This is a genomic window from Chitinophaga sp. 30R24 (genome assembly GCF_049056765.1).
Lineage (GTDB): Bacteria > Bacteroidota > Bacteroidia > Chitinophagales > Chitinophagaceae > Chitinophaga.
In genome coordinates, this window is sequence record NZ_JBJGXX010000010.1 from 28,282 (window position 1) to 46,361 (window position 18,080).

Annotated in this window: 13 protein-coding genes; 5 read left to right on the forward strand and 8 right to left on the reverse strand. The window is 45.6% G+C overall.

The genetic code is table 11. The features are described 5' to 3' along the window. Positions 1-83: 83 nt before the first annotated feature. Positions 84-3,341, forward strand: a complete 3,258-nt coding sequence (locus ACDQ55_RS17520; protein ID WP_420982753.1) for a S41 family peptidase — start codon at positions 84-86, stop codon at positions 3,339-3,341. Between the two features lie 61 nt (positions 3,342-3,402). On the opposite strand, the gene fabF is transcribed toward ACDQ55_RS17520, so the two are convergent. The 3 genes from fabF to ACDQ55_RS17535 all read right to left on the reverse strand — a co-directional run bounded on the left by fabF (position 3,403) and on the right by ACDQ55_RS17535 (position 8,585). After that, the gene (gene fabF, locus ACDQ55_RS17525) at positions 3,403-4,644 is read right to left on the reverse strand and encodes a beta-ketoacyl-ACP synthase II (protein WP_420982754.1); all 1,242 of its coding nucleotides are present in this window, start codon (positions 4,642-4,644) and stop codon (positions 3,403-3,405) included. Between the two features lie 6 nt (positions 4,645-4,650). Beyond that, positions 4,651-5,208, reverse strand: a complete 558-nt coding sequence (locus ACDQ55_RS17530) for a TetR/AcrR family transcriptional regulator (RefSeq protein ID WP_420982755.1) — start codon at positions 5,206-5,208, stop codon at positions 4,651-4,653. 146 nt (positions 5,209-5,354) lie between these two features. After that, the gene (locus ACDQ55_RS17535) at positions 5,355-8,585 is read right to left on the reverse strand and encodes an AsmA-like C-terminal region-containing protein (RefSeq protein ID WP_420982756.1); all 3,231 of its coding nucleotides are present in this window, start codon (positions 8,583-8,585) and stop codon (positions 5,355-5,357) included. 126 nt (positions 8,586-8,711) lie between these two features. Between ACDQ55_RS17535 and ACDQ55_RS17540 the strand changes: the two genes are divergently transcribed. Next, complete coding sequence (locus ACDQ55_RS17540) at positions 8,712-9,695, forward strand: glycoside hydrolase family 43 protein (protein ID WP_420982757.1); 984 nt, start codon at positions 8,712-8,714, stop codon at positions 9,693-9,695. A gap of 167 nt (positions 9,696-9,862) precedes the next feature. Here ACDQ55_RS17540 and ACDQ55_RS17545 read toward each other — a convergent pair whose 3' ends face one another. The 4 genes from ACDQ55_RS17545 to ACDQ55_RS17560 form a co-directional block, all read right to left on the reverse strand. Continuing rightward, the gene (locus tag ACDQ55_RS17545; protein ID WP_420982758.1) at positions 9,863-10,846 is read right to left on the reverse strand and encodes a hypothetical protein; all 984 of its coding nucleotides are present in this window, start codon (positions 10,844-10,846) and stop codon (positions 9,863-9,865) included. A 24-nt stretch (positions 10,847-10,870) separates the two neighbouring features. Beyond that, on the reverse strand, positions 10,871-11,935 hold the full coding sequence (locus tag ACDQ55_RS17550) for a FecR family protein (protein ID WP_420982759.1): 1,065 nt from the start codon (positions 11,933-11,935) through the stop codon (positions 10,871-10,873). Positions 11,936-12,001: 66 nt separating this feature from the next. Beyond that, positions 12,002-12,559, reverse strand: a complete 558-nt coding sequence (locus ACDQ55_RS17555; RefSeq protein WP_420982760.1) for an RNA polymerase sigma factor — start codon at positions 12,557-12,559, stop codon at positions 12,002-12,004. A 607-nt stretch (positions 12,560-13,166) separates the two neighbouring features. After that, positions 13,167-14,495, reverse strand: coding sequence for a DEAD/DEAH box helicase (locus ACDQ55_RS17560; protein ID WP_420982761.1), 1,329 nt, complete (start codon positions 14,493-14,495; stop codon positions 13,167-13,169). Between the two features lie 128 nt (positions 14,496-14,623). On the opposite strand from ACDQ55_RS17560, the gene ACDQ55_RS17565 reads away from it, so the two are divergent. Further along, a complete protein-coding gene (locus tag ACDQ55_RS17565; RefSeq protein WP_420982762.1) occupies positions 14,624-15,550 on the forward strand; it encodes an NADP-dependent oxidoreductase in 927 nt (308 codons plus the stop codon). Positions 15,551-15,583: 33 nt separating this feature from the next. Here the strand turns inward: ACDQ55_RS17565 and ACDQ55_RS17570 are convergent, their stop codons facing one another. Then, the gene (locus ACDQ55_RS17570) at positions 15,584-15,970 is read right to left on the reverse strand and encodes a winged helix-turn-helix transcriptional regulator (RefSeq protein ID WP_420982763.1); all 387 of its coding nucleotides are present in this window, start codon (positions 15,968-15,970) and stop codon (positions 15,584-15,586) included. Positions 15,971-16,075: 105 nt separating this feature from the next. Between ACDQ55_RS17570 and ACDQ55_RS17575 the strand changes: the two genes are divergently transcribed. Together ACDQ55_RS17575 and ACDQ55_RS17580 are read left to right on the forward strand one after the other, a co-directional pair. Beyond that, entirely contained in the window at positions 16,076-16,786 is a 711-nt protein-coding gene (locus ACDQ55_RS17575) for a DsbA family oxidoreductase (protein WP_420982764.1), read from the forward strand. A gap of 322 nt (positions 16,787-17,108) precedes the next feature. Further along, on the forward strand, positions 17,109-18,074 hold the full coding sequence (locus ACDQ55_RS17580; protein WP_420982765.1) for an ion channel: 966 nt from the start codon (positions 17,109-17,111) through the stop codon (positions 18,072-18,074). Positions 18,075-18,080: the final 6 nt, after the last annotated feature.

The following is an 18,080-nucleotide window of genomic DNA, read 5'->3' on the forward strand; positions in this document are numbered from 1 at the left end:
TTTACCTAGATTAGTAAATCTGTTTTTAATCCATTAAAAATGCAGCCCGTTTATAAAGTAGCTGCACAAAATCTAATTCGCTTATGATGAAAAGAAAGGCCCTGTTATTCCTCGCCATGGTAACAGGAAAACAGGTAACAGGACAGGTAAATGCCGGCCTGTTCCGCTATCCTGATGTATCTCAGTCGCAGATCGCATTTTCCTATGCAAATGATATCTGGATTGTTCCTAAAACCGGAGGCACGGCTATTAAGCTTATTTCCCCGCCTGGTGTGGAATCCTTCCCGAAGTTTTCACCTGATGGCAGCAAACTGGCTTTCAGCGCTAATTACGACGGTGCATCCAGCGTATATGTATTGCCGGTAGCCGGCGGCGTACCGCTGCAGCTTACCCAATATGGCGGCGGCGACCGGGTGGTAGACTGGACGCCTGATGGTAAGCAGGTGCTTTTTGCTTCTATGAGGGAAAGTACCAAAGAACGTTTTAACCAGTTTTATACCATCCCGGAAAATGGAGGTACAGCTACTAAATTGCCATTGGCTTATGCAGAATTCGGGTCTTATTCGCCGGATGGAGCTAGCATGGCCTTAACAACCCGCTCCCAAAGCTTCCGTAACTGGAAGAGATACCGGGGTGGCATGAAGGCTGATATACATATCTTTCATTTCGCCAGCCTGCAATCTGAAAATATTTCTGCCAACAGCGAGGCGGGCGATGAATTTCCGATGTGGTATAAAAACTATATCTATTTCCTGTCGGACCGTGGAACAGAAAAGCGCATGAACCTCTGGCGCTACGATACCAATACCAAAGCATACGAACAACTCACCAACTACCCGGAATATGACGTGCACTTCCCTTCCATGGGACCGGCAGATATTGTGTATGAGGCTAATGGCAAATTGTATCTCCTGTCTTTGAGTACCCAGCAATCTACCGAAGTAAAGATCAATATCACGACCGATCTGGCGGCACTAAAACCCCATCTGGTGCGCACGGCCAGATACATACAGTCTGCCACTATCAGTCCGGATGGGCAACGGGCGCTGATTGGAGCACGTGGAGAGGTGTTTTCGGTACCAGCCATCAGCGGCTATGTAAAAGACCTCACCCGTACCAGCGGTATTGCTGAAAGGTACCCGGTATGGTCGCCCGATGGCAAAACCATTGCCTGGTGGAGTGATAAGTCAGGAGATTATGAACTATGGCTGGCTGCCTCCGGTAAAGAAAATGAAGCCCGGCAGGTAACCCACCTGGGGCCAGGGTTCCGTTACCGTCCTTACTGGTCGCCTAACAGCAAGCAAGTGGCTTTTATTGATCAGGCCATGAAAATATGGGTGTTGGATATTGCTACCGGGAAAACTATTCCTGTAGATCACGCGCTGCAGTATTCTCCTGATATGTTCGACGGCTTCCGCATTAGCTGGTCGCCCGACAGCCGGTGGCTTACCTATAGCAGGGATATGGAAAATACCCACGAAGCTGTATTCCTCTTTGATACCCGGAATAATCAACGCTACCAGGTAACCAGCGGTTTCTATGATTGTAGCAGACCTGTTTTCGATGAAACGGGTAAATACCTGTACCTGCTCACCAATCAATCGTTTAAACCTACTTACAGTAGTATTGATGATACTTTCATTTATGGTAACAGTACCTTGATCGGGGTAATCGGTTTACAGAAAGGAACGCCTTCTTTGCTGGCTACCCGCAATGACCAGGTATTGGTAAAAGAAGAAGCGGCTGCTGCCAGCGCTAAAGGGAAAACAAGTAAAAAAGTGCCGGCCACCGATACTGCCAAAAAGGTAATAGCTGTTAATATAGACCTGGATAATATGGAAGCCCGCCTGGTGTTACTGCCCGTGCCAGGTGGTAATTATTCCCGCCTGGGAGCTGCCCCGGGAAAAATCCTGTTCATTAGCAGTGCGCAGCCTGATGAGGATGGGGACGCAGAAACCACCTTGCAGTACTACGATATACCTACCCGGCAGGTAAAGAATATCATTAAAAATCCAGGTGCTTATGAACAATCGGCCGATGGCAATAAGATATTGGTGAACAGTGGCCCTTATGGGATTATAGGTGCCGCAGAAAACCAGAAAATAGATACGGCTATGAATGTAGACGATATGGAAATGACGGTAGTGCCTATGGAAGAATGGAAACAATTATTTATAGACACCTGGCGACTGGAACGCGATTTCTTTTATGATCCGCACATGCATGGCGTTAATTGGGATAGTATGAAAACCAAGTACCTCCATCTTTTGGAAAGCGCCCGTACCCGCGAGGAAGTGAGCTTTGTGATTAATGAACTGCTGGGGGAAATGAATGCATCGCATACGTACAACTTTGGCGGCGACCTTGAAAACAACAGGCGGGAAAGCGTAGGCTACCTGGGGGTAGACTGGCAGGCTGAGGGGCAGTATTATAAGATCAAACGTATTATCCGTGGCGCTCCCTGGAACGCAGAGGTCCGCAATCCATTGGATGAACCAGGTGTTAACATTCATGAAGGGGATTATATTTTGGCGGTGAACGGAGTACCGCTTACTACTGCGCAGGAACCCTATAGTGCTTTCCAGTCGCTTGCAAATAAAGCCATAGAGCTTACCTATAACAACCGGCCTTCTTTTGATGGTGCTAAAACAGCGGTGGTAACCACTATTGCAAAAGATTACCGCTTGCGCCACCTGGCATGGATAGAAAGTAACCGCCAACATATTGCCGATGCCACCAATAACCAGGTGGGTTACATTTATGTACCCAGTACGGGATTGGACGGACAGGATGAACTGATTCGCCAGTTCAATGCCCAATGGGACAAAGCAGCGCTCATTATCGATGAACGTTTCAATAATGGCGGGCAAATACCGGATCGCTTCATCGAATTGCTTAACCGTAAGCCGTTGTCGTTTTGGGCTACCCGTGATGGGTTGTCTGGGCAGGCGCCTGCCTTTGCCAATTTTGGCCCTAAAGTAATGCTGATCAATGGCTGGAGTGGTTCTGGTGGGGATGCCTTTCCCGACTTCTTCCGCACGGCCGGTTTGGGGCCAATTATAGGTACCCGTACCTGGGGAGGGCTCATCGGTATCAGTAATACGCCGCCACTCATCGATGGCGGGGTGATCACCGTACCTAGTTTTCGTATGTATAATGCCGATGGTACCTGGTTCCGTGAAGGCCATGGCGTAGATCCGGATATTTTGGTAGATGAGAACCTGGGAGATATGGCCAGGGGAATAGATCCGCAGATAGAACGTGCCATTACCACGATAAAACAGCTCTTGCAAACAAAATCATTTAAGATGCCTGCCAAGCCGCCTTACGAAGTAAGATAAAAACAGTTCCGGTTACCTGATCAATAAAGCAGGTAACCGGAACCCTTTTTCTGAAAAACGGTTATATTTTTTTGAAAACAACAATACCATTATGCCCGCCAAAACCAAAGGTATTGCTCATGGCTACGTCAACATTTTTTTCGATGGCATGGGTTAATACGATCTGAATGCCAGCCGGGATAGCGGGGTCGAGGTGTTGGGTATTGATGGTAGGTGGCACGATCCCTTTTTGTATGCTCATTACGCTGGCAATGGCTTCTATAGCGCCGGCAGCGCCGAGTAAATGTCCGGTCATGGATTTAGTAGCGCTAATGTGCAGATGAGCCGGTGTTTCCCCGAACAACCGGGTAATGGCGGTAATCTCGCTCAGGTCGCCTACAGGGGTAGAAGTGGCATGTGCGTTCAGGTAATCTACGTCTTCCTTGTTCAGGCCTGCATCTTCCAACGCCAGCTGCATGGCTTTGCGGGCGCCTAATCCTTCGGGATGGGTGGCAGTCATATGATAGGCATCTGCTGTCATGGCTGCACCGGCCACTTCGGCATAGATATGTGCCCCCCTTGCCTTGGCATGTTCATATTCTTCCAGTATCAGGGCGCCGGCGCCTTCTCCCATTACAAAACCATCTCGGTCTTTATCAAAAGGCCGGGAGGCCGTAGCTGGGTCATCGTTGCGAACAGACATTGCTTTCATAGCGCAAAAACCACCTACAGAGGCCGGTGTTATGGGCGCTTCAGAGCCGCCGGTAACAATTACTTTCGCTTTACCTAAACGGATATACGTTAATGCATCCATGATAGCCGTATTAGAGGTGGCGCAGGCAGATACGGTGGTGTAGTTAATGCCCATCAGCCCATATTTGATAGAGATCATACCGGCTGCCATGTTGGTAATCAGTTTGGGCACAAAATATGGACTGAACCGGGGTTGGAACCCGCCACTAACATATTCCGTTACCTGTTCTTCAAAAGTTTGCATGCCGCCCTGTCCGGATCCCCAGATCACTCCTGTATCGAATGGGTCCATCTGGCTAAAATCCAGGCCGGCGTCCTGAATAGCCTGATCGGCGGCTACCAGGGCATACTGGGTAAAGGGATCGGCTTTACGTAAGGTTGCTTTGTCGAGTAGGGGAGCCGCGTCAAAGTCTTTTAGTTCCCCGGCAAAACGTGTCCGGAAAAGGTTGGCATCAAAATGTGTAATGGTGCCTGCTCCGCTACGCCCATTCACCAGGCCTTCCCAAAAATCCATAATATTATTGCCGATGGGCGATACGGTTCCCATGCCCGTAATAACAACTCTTTTCATAATTAGTTATTTTTGACAGAGGTCTTCCAGCAGTTGTGTTGAAATTCTATGGAATGCTGTTGAACCCATTACCCTGGATAATAACAGGGAAGATTGCAGATTAGATATCACGATGAGCGCCCGTATTTCGGCGGGGCCTTTAAAATGTAAACGTTTATATTTCCGGCCTTGTTCGAGACAATTGGTGAGCCATTGCAGGATATTGTCGCTCATTTCCTGCACTTTTGCCTGCATGGCCGGTGCCAGCGTTTCAAAATCCGGCGCCAGCGATCCCATTAAACAGATGTTGCCTTCCCGGCAGTAACGCTCAAATACGCCAAATAACTGTGCTAACTGTTCCTGCTCTGGCAGGTTTTTCCATTTAGCCGTATTGGCTTTAAATCCCGCTATTTCCTGTGCTATTACTGCTACGCCAAGGTCTTCCTTCACAGGAAAATGATAATGGACGGCCGCGTTTTTAATCGCCAGCGGCCCCGCAATGTCTTTGTAGCTAAAGGCATTATATCCCCTGGTTCTCAATAGCTTATCCGCCATAAACACGATCTTATCTTTGGTTTCAGACATTTGTTGCCGCTTTATTACTATACAAATGTACTTACTTAGTAGTAAGTAAGCAAATAATATAAAAAATGAGACTGCGTTTTGCAGTCTCATGTAAGCAAGGTAATCATCGCCTTTAGTTGCGGCAGCTAAAGGCGATGAACTAAGCGTTATGATGTTTTCTTGGCTTTCTTCAAAGCTATTTTATATTTATCAGGTGTGCCAGAAATATTAATGCTCATGAAACGCACCTTTTTATCCTTGTCGCGGTACTCTATGGCGTCTATCTGATCTATATCGATTTCTTCCTGCTTCTTGCCACCAAATAACGCCTGGAATCCTACTTGTGTCACCATCTTCATTGGTATGCGCAGGTAATAGTTCATACTCATGTCCAGCGACTGGGTGCCGGAAACCTCGATATAGCCCAGGGAAGAGTTGATATTCATATTAGGGATTTCCAATGCGCCATTCTTTAAGGTCAGTTTATTCCGTAAGGTATCGAACCTTACCATGCGCAGGTTTTTATCTTTGAAATAACCGGCCATGGCCTGCATAGGACCGAAGTCGAGCAGTGTGCCATTCCAGATTTCTATATCCATCTGCGATTCTGTTTCGCTTAATACAGGTGTAAGGTCGGGATGCAGTCTTACATAACTCTTGATATGCCCGCTTACTGTGCCTTTTAAATTGTTGTTCAATACAAAGTCTTGTCCGAAGTTGTCGAACTTAATGAGCATTTTAGACAGGTCTACATTTTCCAGGTAGATGCCATTCCTGAAATACAGCTTCTTCGGATCAGTTGCGTTGAACATACCGCGCATGGCTATACGCCCGCCAGCTATGTCCATGGAAATGGTGTCTATTTTTATTTTCTGATCTTCCTGCATATGTATATTCGTCAGCAGGTCTTTTATCCAGAATTTTTTATACTTGATCTTTTTAATGTCTGCTTGTACTTCAAAATTCGAGAAGGGAATACTGAATATATTAAATCCGGTGGCATGCAGGGAGTCGTTTTCCTGCACAGTGGTTTTCTTTACCGGCGCTGGCACCGGCGCCGACGCTGTGGCCACGCTATGGTCACTGAAATCATAATTCATCAGCTCATCTATGTCCAGCATGCCGGATTTCAGGCGGAAGTAATTGCTGTGCGACTGGTATTTTTTATTGACGCCGGTAGCATAACGCATATTCAGGTCAAAATCGGTACGTCCTATTTTACCGGTCAGGGTATCTATTACGATAAATTTATTGTTGCCATAGCGTATCCTGCCTGTTACGTTCTCAATATTGATCGGATGCTGTTTTAAACGCCCGGAAATATTGCCGATCTTGGCGTCTACCATTTTAAATACAGTATCGTATTTTATGCTCATTTTTGAACGCAGCCAGAGGTGATCAGCTTCTTCATACCAGTAGCCAGGCGGAATAAATTTATGGCCACGCTCACTGATCAGGTCATTTACGGCAAGACGGTCTGCTTTAAAGTCGAACGCTACTTCTGTACTTCCTTTTTTGATTTTATCAAACCAAATGAGGTAATTATTGAGCTTGCCTTTCAGCGTAAAACCGCTGCTGTCGATGTTGCCGCTGAAGTTAGCTACACGCAGGCTGGTATCGCTGATGGCTATGGACGCATTAAAGTTGTGCAGGGCATGCGGATATTGCTGGAATTTTGCATACAGCTTTTCTATCGTGAAAGTGCCTTTAGGCAAAGGGTTGGGGTGTAATAATTCGTTTACAGAAGTTTCAAATGCCAGGCCTATATTAAAGTCGGTGATCACTTCTTTCGATAAAATCGGATGTTGGGCGGTATCAAATTTATATAACTGGCCCAGTTGCAGGCGTTTGCTGGAAGCGCCAAAAGTAACGGCTACCGGTTTATCCTGCTGATGGAAGAGGGCGGGTACATCACTCACAGTGCCTTGTGCCAGTATATCGGAATTGCCTATACGAAAAGCTACAGAATCCAGTTGTAGTCTTCCCTTTTCTATCTGTGCATGTATGTTCATGTTTTTTACCGGCAAATGATAACCGGGGATACGGAATTCCAGGTTCTTTACCGTTAACTCGCTCTGTACGCCGTCTTTCAGTTTAGTCAGGCTCTCCTCCGGTACACGCATGTCTACCATTTCCTGGAAGTTCATGTTCAACTTAATATCCCCACTGATTTGTTCCAGATCTTTAATACCCAGAAATTCGCCTACGAAACGGAGGTTCAGTTCTGAATATAACTGCATAATGATCTGTGGGTCGCTGAAATTTTTTACGACGAAATTGCCTTTAAACACACCGGTACCCGGACGGGCATTGAAGTTAAGGATATGCAGTTCAGAGGTTTGCAGGCTATGGGCGGCACCATTGGTATAAAAGCCTTTGAAGCCCAGCTGATCCACTTTCCGGTCTATTTTTTTATTTTGGAAATATACATTCTCACAACCGAAATTAAATTCCATCAGCGGCGTTTTGCCTTTGCCTATTTCCCCTTTCACGATGCCATCAAAGAAGATGCGGCCGTCGTGTTTGTACTTGTCTAATAGGTCTGCCACATCCTTGGGAACTAATGCGAGCAACAGGTTGAGATCAGGCTTGTCGCCTTTTACTTTGAGGTCTATGTATTGCTTACTGGCCATGCCCTGGAGGTTCAGGGTGGCTTCTTCCAACTGGATGTTGCCAGGAGGAAGGATTACCTGCTGTTTTATTTTATCGTAAACGGCGCTCAGCTTAAAACTCAGTTGCTTGTGACGGAACAGGGTGGAATCGGTTTGGCCTGTAACATCCAGCAACAGTTTGCTGTCCATTTCCATGGCTATGCGCGCCGAGTCCATGCTAAACGACGTTTTAATTTTATCGATATGGGAACTTACGTGCCAGCCGGAAACAGCATCGTGGTAAGTAACATCAATATTTTTCAGGATGATCTTTTTGAGGTCGAGGTTCAGCGACTCGGAAGAATCAGCGCTGGGTGCGCTGCCTGTGCTTTTGAATTCATGAGCTTTGATCAGGTCTACATCGCCATTGGCATAACGTGCTACATGTACCTGTCCGTTGGCGAGTACAAAGATCCGCACATTATAATGTTGTTGCAGAATATCCGGTAAGCTGAAACCAACGTATAGCCGCTCTACATCATAAAGCGGTTTTCCCTGCATTTTTTTGTCTGCAAAAAAACGTACGTCATGTAGCGCAATGGAGATATATGGAAAATTGCTGAAAGGGGAGATACTGCTGTGTGAGATCACCAGCTCCCCGGCAAATTGTTTGTTCAGCTCTTTTACGGCCATCTGCGTAAGCCGCTCCTGTTGGCTATATAGAATGCCTCCTGCTATGCCCATTATCAATAAAAAAATACCAACAATGATCAATAGCAGTTTAATGACTTTTTTTCCCCGTTTCATTCAATAAAGTTATAGGTTGCCTTTTCTAAGTGCTAAAAATAGGAAAAAAATATATCAGAAATTTATCATCTCTATAAATGGAACACGATTTTTGTTATTTTTAACGATTCACCTAATGGTAGTACTATGAAAAGAATGATAGCCTTGCTTTTGCTTGCAGGATGTTCCCAGTTGTCTATAGCTCAGGAAAAGAAAGCAAAATATTCGGGAAATCCTGTGTTTCCTGGTTGGTATGCTGATCCGGAAGGCGTAGTATTTGGAAAGGATTATTGGATTTACCCTACTTTTTCCGCAGCTTATGATCAGCAGGTATTCTTCGATGCCTTTTCTTCTCCGGATCTGGTTACCTGGATCAAACATCCGGATATCCTCGATACTGCTGCCGTAAAATGGGCGAAAAGAGCGCTGTGGGCGCCTTCCATCGTGGAAAAGGACCAGCATTATTACCTGTTTTTTGGGGCTAACGATATTCAAAATAACCAGGAAACTGGTGGTATCGGCGTAGCGGTAGCCAATAATCCGGCAGGCCCTTTTAAAGATTACCTGGGCCAGCCCCTGGTGAGCCAGATTATTAACAAGGCCCAGCCTATCGACCAATACGTATTTCATGACAGCGATGGGAAATACTACCTCATTTACGGTGGGTGGGGGCATTGCAATATTGCGCAGCTGAAAGACGATTTTACCGGCTTTATACCCTTTGAGGATGGTATCACCTTCCGGGAAATTACCCCTGAAAAATATGTTGAAGGGCCTACTATGTTCAAAAAAGACGGTAAATACTATTTTATGTGGTCGGAAGGTGGTTGGACAGGCCCCGATTACAGTGTTGCCTATGCTATCGCGGATTCCCCTATGGGGCCATTTAAGCGGATCGGGAAAATCCTGGAACAGGCCCCGGCCATCGCTACAGGAGCCGGACACCATTCTGTAATTGCCCTTCCTGCTGAAAACCGATGGTATATTGTGTACCATCGCCGTCCCCTTACGGAAAAAGCGGCTAATTCCCGCGAAACCTGTATAGACAGGATGTATTTCGACAAAAATGGCTTGATCCAACCCATTAAGATCACCAAAGCGGGAGTGCCTGCCGCTTTAATCAGGAAGTAATTTTCCTGGCATCCAGGTAATCAGGTTTTTTGAAGCAGCAGTAATTGCCAGTCCTTTTCGGGGCTTTAAGGTTTACATTCCGCTACTGCTGGTGCGGCTAATTAAACTAATTAAAATGGTACCCAGCAGCGAAAAGGCTGCTGCTGGGTTACCATTAGATGATGGGGTTATTGTGCCTTTCGTAAATCAGCCAGGCTGCATCTATAATATTCTTCAAAGTCATCCTTTAGTGCTTCCCATCCGTTATGATGGGTGAGGGTGGCTATGTAGGCAAGCGTATGGCTGGTTTCTGTAATCATTTTATATGCCAGGGCCATTCTTTCCTGGTGGATTAGTTCTTTTACCGGGATAAAAAATTCCTGTTCAAAAGGTATTTCCAGGAATGCGGGCGCCACATTGAATTTTTCGCAGAGGGCGGTTATAGTCGTTATTTCGGTGATGTGGTGAATAATGTAGGAAGCGATTTGCCGGAGCTGTTCCCGGTGGCTTTCCATGAGCATAACGGGAGGTATGCGTTGTAGGTAACGGAGATAAGTGGCATAAAACTCTACGGCACTTCTGCGGAAAAATATTTCCGCCGGTTTGGCAATATGCCGGCAGTTGATAATCCGTTTCATGATCTGGTAGTTTACTTCGTTAAGGGGATAGGGGGTGCGTTTGTTAGGCGTTCTGGCTTTTTGAATATCAAGGTATCTCACCCTATCAAAGATGGGATATTCGCGGATCAGGTTTTCCAGGCTGTAAAGGTTCAGGTTTACATGGAAGTTGATCACGAACTCCCGTTTTGTAATCATTGGGCCTGTTTCCAATAAGGAATTGAAGGTGTTCAGTTCTTTTTTGGTCAGGGTTATTTTCAGGGGCAGTCGCCTGTTTTTTTCTGTGAACCCGGATATACAGGCAGGCAGCAGGTATTGTTCGGCGGGAACGGTGGTGAGTTTTACGCCTTTGGTGAGATGGATGAGATGATAGTAGATGGTAATATCATGCATCTCAATTTTCTGGTCAATAATAACGCCGTTGTTGTCAATATCAGTATAGCATTTGGCATAAGGAATCAGTTGTGGCTGAAGGTAGCCCGGAACTTGCTCATACCTGGTATAGATGCTATCTTTACGGTCGATCAGCAGGTATTTTTTTTCTGGTTGCTTCATGGTATTAGCCTTTGATATTGCCTGTTATTTGAAATGCAGGGTGCTGTCTGCAGCAAAGTAATGATCTGCACCGGTGGCGGCTTTAATTCCTTCCAGGAAAAAGCTCATAGGTGTTTGCTTATCTAATAGTCCGGTAAATGTTTTGTTGGCCAGCGCCGGATTGTCTAAGGTGGCATGTACGCCGTACCAACGGAAGATGGCATTGCATATTTCGTCTAGTCTCGTGTCTGAAAAACAATACAGGCCTTTTTGCCAGCCCAGTTCCACGGTAGCGTTGAAGGGCTGTGTAGCCAGGGTTGCTGTTTGGTTATTATAAATAGCTTGTTGGCCGGGTTTGATCAGCACATTTTTCTTCCCGGCTTTTACGCGTACTTTACCATCTACCAGGGATACTTTCACCATTTTACTGTCGTAGCTATTGATATTGAAGCTGGTGCCCAGCACTTCTACAGTGCTGTTGGGAAGATGTACCAGGAAGGGTTTTCCCGGTTGTTTGGCTATTTTAAGATAGGCTTCTCCGTTGAGGGTGATTTCCCTGGTTTTACCATTGAAATTAAAAGGAAATTCCATACGAGTGGCTGCATTCAACGTAATCAACGATCCGTCTGGCAGGGATATCTGGTAGTTTTTCCCTTGGGGTACTACCAGGGTATTGATGCCTTCCGGCAATATTTCGCCGGTATTGAGGAAGAGGGTATTGTCTTTAATGGGCAAAGGCCGGCCGGCTATCTGGATAGCACCGGAAGCGGTGCTGAGGTTGATGGCTGGCTGACCAGGCAGCTGCAACAGCACATCGGAATTTACTTTGGCAATAACGGTGGCAGGGGCATGTTTAAATTGGTCCCATTTCCGGTACGCGAGTACCAGTAAGGCCATTACTGCTGCTGCACAGAGCCAGGGCGCTAATACCCGTTGCAGGGATCGTTGTTTGGGGAAATCGATCACTTCCAGCCAGGGAGCTGGTGGGGGCGGAACCGGAATATGGGAAAGGTTTTCCCATTTTTCCCTTACTTCGGCATCTTCTTCAATAAGTTCCTCCAACCATTGATCATCCGTTGCGGAAATAATGCCCGCAAGTTTTTCAGTCATTAGCCTGTATGTTTCTGCTGCGCTGTTCATGTACACTATTAACCGGTTATTTAATTATCCGGGGTATCATAAAAGGATTTTTTTTAAAGATGCGCGTAAAGTTTTCAAAGCGTTGGCGACCTGTTTTTTTACAGTTTCTTCACTGGTGTCCATGAAGGCGGCTATTTCTTTACGTGTTTTATGTTCCTGATAGGCCAGCCGGAAGGCGATTGACTGTCGCTCCGGTAGCTGACTAATGGCATTCTCCAGTTGTTCTTTCAGTTCGTTGTTTTCCAACCTGCTATGCGGATAGGTGTAAGTGTCAGGCAGCGTGATGTCTTTTAGTCTTTTGTTTCGTGTGGCATCTTTCGCTATTTTATTCAGGCAGCGGTTTCGGATGCTGACAAACAAAAAATTTTTCAGGGAATTGGTGCTACTCAGATCAATGCGTGTACTCAGATCTTTTTGCCAGAAATCTATAAAAAGGTCTTGCACTAGTTCCTGTGCCTCTGTTTCATTTCTTAAAATAGACAATGCTGTAAGGTACAGCCAATGCCGGTAGGCATTGTAGAAGTACTGGAAGGCAGACAAACTGCCCGTTTTCAGTTGTGCAAGCAATTCAATATCGTTGATAGATGCACTCATGCTTGGATTTAGTTGAGAATGACAAATCCTGTAACAGGTTATTGTCTACGGGAACTAATACGCGGTTTCTTTTAGCATCTCTATCTGCCCAACCCACATACGATAGTTTTAGCATGACTGGTTCCTTCACAAAAGCAAAAGATAGTTAATTTAACAATACACTAATATGCCTTTCGATTATATTCGATCCAACCTACGTTGATGGTTTTTCAATCCGGGGACAGATTTGTTAATAAATTGTTATTCATTTGAAATGACAATCTATCTAAGGACACCGCATTACCAATTGCGTTTCTTGGGACGGTGGCGCCGCGAATAATCCAACATCCGGTGTTTTTAATATAAGCTGATAAAATTGTACAACGGGGTACATTTTGTAACTAAGCATGGTTCATCGCTTTCGTATATGCAATATAAGCTTTGTTCGCATTTTTTGCAATGATTTTCGTACCCCGTTTATTTGAATTTATGCCACATCATCTCCAGACGTGTAACAGGTGGGAGTTTTAAACAGGCAAGGTGCTGCTATCACCGGCATTGGGGCGGGTGTATGCCTTCACCTGGGCTGTTTGTTGTCCTGAAATTTAATTTAGAGGGCAGCGATATTTTATTTTTTAGGTTTCCGTTTCTTGGGTTTACCGTATTTCAACATCATTTTATCTTTATGCGACATTTTACTGTTCGTCTTCATATTCTTGGCGAGCTTTTGATGGAAAGCGGGTCCTACATCTTCCCGCTTAGGTACTTTCACCAACACATTGCGCATATGTACCTTAGGCTTTTCATCTTCTGTGAGCATATCGGAAATGGTCAGGTCTTCCGGTAAGGGTAGCACTGGGATTTGGTAATTCATAAGGGTCTCTATTTGCTCCAGGTTTTCTGTCTCTGAATCCTTAGTGAGCAGGATAGCGCTGCCTTTTTGGTCGGCCCTACCGGTTCTGCCTATACGATGTATGTAGTTTTCCGGCACTTCCGGCGTATCGAAGTTGATAACATGCGACACTTCTGCAATATCGAGGCCGCGTGCAATAATATCCGTAGCAATCAGGAAGCGGTATTCTCCGCTTTCGAATTTACGGACAGTATTAAAACGATGGTTTTGTTCTTTATTAGAATGGATAATACCAGTTTTGCCGGGAAATTCTTTTTCCAACTGCTCAAACAGGTCGTCTGCTAATTGTTTGGTACCAACGAAAATGAGTGTTTTGGTCATCGACGGATCATCGGTGATCAGCATTTCCAGTAGGTTTATTTTGGTGTAAAAGTTAGGTACCTTGTACACCACCTGGTTGATGTTTTCCAACGGTGTGCCTGTGGGAGCGGCTTCAATCCGTAATGGGTTATTGAAATGCGTGTCGATCATCTTTTCCACATCTTCCGTAATGGTGGCAGAAAACAACAGGTTCTGCCTTTTGGGAGGCAGCAGGTCCATAATATTGGTCAGCTGCGTCCGGAAGCCAAGGTTCAGCATTTCATCTACTTCATCGATGATGAGCCGTTTAATGGATTTTACTTTGAGAGCGCCGCTAAGGATAATGTCGTACAGTCTTCCGGGGGTGGCCACCAGGATATCCAGCTTATCTTTTACGGCTTCCATCTGCGGATTCATATTTACCCCACCGTATACACCCAATACAGATACGCTCATGTAAGGCGTTAGCTTTTTAACTGCTTCCACTACCTGTACCACCAGTTCCCGGGTAGGTACTATAATTAATACCGTAGGATATTTCTCTTTCGTAAATTTAAACAAGCGTAGCGTTGGCAACAGATAGGCAAAGGTTTTACCAGTGCCTGTTTGCGCAATGCCACACACATCCTTTCCAGACATGATCACAGAAAAGGCACGTTGTTGTATAGTAGTAGGTTGTTGATAACCCAGTTCTTTTAATGCGTTTAATAAAGGCGTATTCAGGTTTAAATCACCAAAAGTCATGATACTGCTTAGTTCTATTGAACCGCAAAGGTAGGGAAAAAGCATTAAGCGCTTTTAGCCCTTCGTGGTTAATAGTTGGATGGCGGTCAGCTAGCAGCTTTTTATTACATTAGCAAAAAAAGGACACTATGAAAAACCTTCATATACCGGCTATATGTATCCATGCTTACGGAGGCCCCGAACAGTTGCAATTGGAAGAGGTGCCGGTACCGGTGCCAGCAAAAGATGAAGTTTTGTTGAAGGTGGTTGCCAGTGGGGTAAACCCGATCGACTGGAAGTTAAGGGAAGGCCTGATGCAGCACCCTTTGCCTTATATTCCCGGAATAGAAGGGGCTGGCATTGTTACCGCGGTGGGAGAGGGCGTATTTGGCTTTAAGATAGGAGACGAGGTGTACGGCTCTATAGACGGTTCTTATGCCGCTTATGCCATTGCGCCTGTTGAGGTGATGTTCCGTAAGCCCGCTTTTATCACCTTTGAGGAAGCCGCTACCCTGGCTGGCGCCAGAACAGCCTGGGGTGCTTTGTTTGATATAGCCAATCTGACCAAAGGACAGCGTATCCTCATCCAGGGCGCCGCTGGTGGTGTAGGGCATTTCGCTGTGCAAATGGCTTATAATACCGGCGCTTATGTAATCGCCACGGCCAGCGAAGAGAACGCGGATTTCCTGTTGTCGTTGGGCGCTAATGAGGTGATAGACTATAAAGCTGCTCCTTTTGAAACACAGATAGAGCCAGTGGATATAGTGCTGGATGCTGTAGGTGGGGAAATAACTGACCGCTCGCTGGCGGTGCTGAAACCAGAAGGGGTATTGGTAGCGTTGGTCAATATGCCGAGCCCCAACAAAGCGGAAGCGGCTGGAGTACGTGCTTTATGGGGTGGCACTAAAACTATCGCTTCCATGAAAGCGGTACATGAGCTCCTGGAAAGGGAATTGATCAGGCCTTATGTGCGCCGTGTTTTCCAGCCACTGTCTGCCGCCGCCGCTGCACAGGAATACAGCCAGCAAGGCGGGACGGGAAAGGGTAAAATCGTATTGAAAATACACGAAGATTAAATAGCGCTACAGGGGCCGGTAACCGGTTCCCTGCTATTTTCCAAGTATCTTTTTCCGGTGCTGGAGCCCCCATTGCTGTAAGGCGATAATCACGCTGTCCAGGGTGGAAGCATAAGCAGTAAGCGTGTATTCTACCGTAACAGGTTGGGTATCGTATACCGACCGCTTTACTAGTTTATGTGTTTCCAGGTCTTTCAATTCTTTAGAGAGCACTTTGGAGGTGATCCGGGGAATGCTTCGCTCAATGTCCCGGAAGCGCTTATGGCCCCTGGAAACGGCAATAATGATGGGTAATTTCCATTTTCCGCTAATAACGTCCAGCGCATCCCTTACGGGCATAATTACCTTATGGCAATCGGTATGCGTGTCTCCCTGACCGCAGTCTATCGCTAACGTTTCGTTTTCTTCTGCTCTTTTCATTGATATACAACTTGGTTACCCTTAGTAAATCACTTACTTTAAGGTAATTGGTTACTTTTTGATAGCAAATATATTAACTTTGTTCAGGAACATAAATAATTTATAATGAAAGTAGAAATATGGTCTGATATCATGTGTCCGTTTTGCTATATCGGCAAACGGAGATTTGAAGCGGCATTGGAACAATTTCCAGACAAAGGGCACATCACTGTAGAGTGGAAAAGCTTTCAGCTGAATCCGTCCCTTAAATCCCAGCCCGGTAAGAATGTATATGATTATGTAGCGGAATTAAAAGGACAGTCACGTGAATGGTCTGTGGCGATGCATGAACAATTAGCTGGCACTGCCCGGGAAGTTGGCCTTACTTATAATTTCGATAAAGCTGTGATCGCCAACTCTTTTGATGCCCACCGCCTCATCCAGTTGGCTAAAAAGCATCAGCTAGGTGATGCTGCAGAAGAACGCCTGTTTATCGCCTATTTTACGGAAGGAAAAGACGTGAGTAATCAGGAAACCCTGTTGGAATTGGGTGTAGAATTGGGGCTTGACAGGGCTGAAGTATCAGCCGCATTGGCATCGGGCGAATATGCTACTGCCGTTAACCAAGACGGACACGAGGCAGAACAGCTCGGTATCCGCGGTGTGCCTTTCTTCGTACTGGACCGCAAGTATGGTGTATCCGGCGCGCAACCGGTGGAAGCTTTTACGCAAGCGCTCAGCCAGGCATTTGCAGAATGGAAACAATCCCAGCCAGCTATCGTGGAGTTAGATAATTTGTCCGGACAGGTTTGTACACCAGACGGCGATTGTAAATAAACAGAGTAATCATTTTTTTGCCCCATGAACGTAAAGCTTTCATGGGGCTTTTTTATGCAGAGAATGATAATTGATTGGAAACGAAATACTTTTCCAAGGCTTGTCGCAAAATAACTCGAGCGCTTGTTCAAGAGCCCGGTTGCAGTAACAAGCATTTTAAAATTAAGCGTTACCGGCATATGATTTTATTTGAGAATAACTCTTATTCTCATTTGTTTTTCGTTAACGAAATCGAAATACTTCTCTTCCATTTTCTTCTTAGTTTTACATTGGATTCCTTTGCCTATGGGCACTTTAGTTTTTACATTGAAATCCTTTGCATATGGCACTGTTGAAGAGAATAAATCCCTTTTCCAGGCAAAACAACGATACGGGTTTTGGGACCAATGCCAGCAGCTATGGTGGACGGTTTATTAATCGTGATGGAAGTTTTAACATACGCCGGGAGGGACGTTCGTTTGTGGATCGTTTTAATGTTTACCATGCATTGCTCAACTTACCGGTCTGGCAATTTGGGCTGGTTGTTTTGTTGTTCTTCTTTTTTATTAATCTTTTGTACGCCAGTGTTTATTACTGTGTAGGCTACACAGAGTTGCAGGGTATGCTTGGTAAAACGCCCTGGCAGAAATTCAAAGAAGTATTTTTCTTTAGCACCGAAACATTTACAACGGTAGGATATGGCCGCATCAATCCAATAGGGCTTGGAGCTAATATAGTAGCGGCTATCGAAGCCATGACCGGATTCCTATCGATTGCGGTGGCAACGGGTTTGATCTATGGCCGGTTCTCCAAGCCCAGAGCACACCTGTTGTTCAGCGATGAAGCGTTGATTACACCTTTCCATGATAAATCAGCGCTGATGTTCCGTTTCGCTTCTTACAAAGAACACCATACACTCACTAATGTAGAAGTGCTGGTAACACTAGGATTACAGGTACAAGAAGAGGGAGAAGCTGTATATCAATTTTTTGACCTGCCGTTGGAACGGAGAAAGGTGGAAACACTTTCTATGAACTGGACAGTGGTGCATCTGATAGATGAACAAAGCCCGCTGCTGGGGTTCAATGCAAAGGATATGGAAGTGGCAGATGTAGAGATATACGTTACCGTTAGAGGTTTTAATGATGTATATTCCAATACGGTATTACAACGCACGTCTTATACTTACGAGGAAGTTTTATTTGACCGGAGGTTTGTGCCGATGTACCGCGAAAGTAGCGATGGTAAAACTACCGTGCTGGAATTGCATAACCTGAGCAAGTCTGAACCATTGGAAGCAGAAGATTGATGTGAG